The sequence below is a fragment of the Rheinheimera sp. genome, assembly GCF_036568245.1.
Lineage (GTDB): Bacteria > Pseudomonadota > Gammaproteobacteria > Enterobacterales > Alteromonadaceae > Alishewanella.
This window is the reverse complement of record NZ_DATCSY010000197.1, coordinates 1-2,901: the sequence shown is the minus strand read 5'-3', so window position 1 is coordinate 2,901 and position 2,901 is coordinate 1. Positions and strand designations below refer to the sequence as shown.

2 protein-coding genes are annotated in these 2,901 nt (G+C 48.9%); one reads left to right on the top strand and one right to left on the bottom strand.

Annotated elements, in window-relative coordinates; genetic code table 11:
• Positions 1–13: 13 nt before the first annotated feature.
• On the bottom strand, positions 14–1,858 hold the full coding sequence (locus tag VIN66_RS08945; protein ID WP_331923656.1) for an ABC transporter ATP-binding protein: 1,845 nt from the start codon (positions 1,856–1,858) through the stop codon (positions 14–16).
• Positions 1,859–2,051: 193 nt separating this feature from the next.
• Here VIN66_RS08945 and VIN66_RS08940 point away from each other — a divergent pair.
• Positions 2,052–2,901: cation:proton antiporter (locus tag VIN66_RS08940; RefSeq protein ID WP_331923655.1), on the top strand; the 850-nt coding region annotated here is incomplete at its 3' end.

Genomic DNA, 2,901 nt, shown 5'->3' with positions numbered 1-2,901 from the left:
CGACGTATTCTGATTAGTCTACGCCAATAAAACCGCCGGTTTGGTGTGCCCACAACTGAGCGTAAATACCACCTGATGCGATAAGCTCACTGTGACTGCCTTGCTCCACTATAGCGCCCTGGTCGAGTACAATAAGCCGGTCCATCTGTGCAATAGTTGACAGACGATGCGCAATGGCAATAACGGTTTTTCCCGCCATCAGGGTATTCAGGCTGTTTTGAATGGCAGCTTCTACCTCAGAGTCAAGTGCAGAGGTTGCTTCGTCAAGGATCAGGATTGGCGCGTTCTTCAACAGCACCCGGGCGATTGCAATACGCTGACGCTGGCCACCGGATAATTTTACCCCTCGCTCGCCGACTTGAGCATCAAAACCGCTGTTGCCTTTGGGATCTGTCAGTTCAGCAATAAAGTCGCTGGCTTCAGCTTGCTCTGCCGCAAGCAACAACTCAGCTTCAGAGGCATCGGGTTTACCATAAACGATATTGTCGCGGACAGAGCGGTGCAGCAAAGAGGTGTCCTGCGTCACCATGGCGATATGCTGACGCAGACTTTCCTGATCCACCTGACTGATGTCCTGGCCGTCAATCAGAATGCGGCCACTTTCCACATCGTAAAAACGTAGCAACAGGTTGACCAAGGTTGATTTTCCGGCCCCTGAGCGACCGACGAGCCCGACTTTTTCGCCCGGCTTTATCTCCAGGTTAAGCTGTTGCAGCACGGCGGCCTTGCCGTTATCTGCAGCTTTACCGTAGTTAAAGCAAACCTGTTCAAAACGGATGGCACCCTGGCTTACAACAAGTGCTTTAGCATTGGGAACATTGGTGACCTGTGCCGGCTGTGACAGGGTAGTGATACCATCGGCCACGGTGCCAATGTTTTCAAATAAACTGCTGACTTCCCACATGATCCACTGCGCCATGCCGTTTAGACGCAGCGCCAGACTGACGGCAATAGCGATAGCGCCGACACTGATGGCGTTATCAGACCAAAGATAAATGGATAGCGCTGCGATGCTAAACACCAGCATATAGTTGAGTGTCTGCACTGATACACTTAAACCGGTTGCTAAGCGCATTTGACGGTATACCGGCTTTAAAAACACCTCCATGCTGTCTTTTGCGTAAGCTTCTTCGCGATTAGTGTGAGAGAACAGTTTGATGGTTGTGATGTTGGTATAACTGTCGACGATACGGCCGGTCATTTCGGAACGAGCATCAGCCTGGCGGGTAGATGCTGCTTTTAACCGGGGTACAAAATAAAACTGCATTGCTATGTAAATGGCCAGCCAGACCAGCATCGGCAGTACCAGACGCAAGTCTGCTTCGGCGATAAAAAATAGCATAGAGCCAAAATACACCAGCACATAAACCATCACATCAAGCAGTTTCATCACTGTTTCGCGTACCGCCAGAGATGTCTGCATCACTTTGGTGGCGATACGGCCGGCAAAATCGTTCTGGTAAAAACTGATACTTTGCCGAAGCAGATAACGGTGTGCCAGCCAACGGATAGACATCGGATAATTACCAAGCAAAGTCTGGTGAACAATCGCAGCATGGAAAAAACTCAATGCTGGCAGCAGTATGACCGTGACTAATGCCATTTTTATCAGCGTGCTGCGTTCTTCGGTAAACAGGCTTTGCGGATCGTTTTTAACCAGCCAGTCAACCAGCTGGCCCATAAAGCTGAACAATGACACTTCCATCATCGCCAGCAGCGCTGTGCTGATAGACATCAGGATAAGAGACGCTTCCATACCTTTGGTATAGTGACGACAGAAAGCCCAGATGCCTTTTGGCGGTTGTGTTGGTTCTATAGCGGGGAAGGGCTTGATAATACGCTCAAAAAAACTAAGCATGACAGACTCGGATAACGGTAAAGAGGCGCGTATTGTACCTGAGTTATCTTAAATTGCATGCCTGATACTGGTCATCGTATGGTAATAACATGGCATAATACTGGGATTATTCTCTTCGCTGTCTGGCATCATTCATGCTAAAACTATGTTTTTAAGCCATGTTTATGCAGGCTGAACGTCTTACAGGGTTCTCATGGAAAAAATTTCTGCCACGCTGGCACTTTTAGGTATTGTATCGTTATTTTGTCAGTGGCTGGGCTGGAAGCTCAGGCTGCCAGCAATTTTACCGCTGTTGGTAGCCGGCTTACTGCTCGGGCCGGCACTTGGCGTGCTGGACCCCGATGAACTGTTCGGTGACTTGTTATTTCCGATTATCTCCCTTGGCGTGGCGGTGATCCTGTTTGAGGGTTCACTAACGCTTAACTTCAAAGAAATTAAAAGCCACGGCCGTATGGTAACGAGTCTTGTTACCGTAGGGGCAGCAATAACCTGGGCTTGTGTTACGTTGGCTTCGCATCTTCTGGTGGGATTCAGCTGGGAAATCGCCATGCTGTTTGGCGCCCTGGTTGTTGTTACCGGGCCGACCGTTATAGTGCCGATGTTACGCAGTGTCAGGCCGACATCAAAACTTGCCAGTATTTTACGCTGGGAAGGTATTGTGATTGACCCGTTAGGTGCACTTATCGCGGTATTGGTGTTTGAGTATATTGCGTTTTCGTCAGAAACGGGTAACCACGTATTAACCGCACTGGGCCTGATGTTGTCTGTTGGCTTTGGCCTTGGTGCATTATCGGGTTATCTGGTGGGTATCGTGCTTCGGAAAAATTTGCTACCGCATTACCTGCAAAATACTGCTGTACTCACTATTGTATTAGCCGTTTTTGTCGGCTCTAACCTGTTACAGGAAGAGTCAGGGTTACTAACAGTTACCGTTATGGGGATCTGGCTTGCCAATATGCGCGGTGTTGATATCGCCGATATTTTGGAATTCAAAGAGACGTTAACGGTACTGCTGATTTCGGCACTGTTTATCTTGTTAGCCG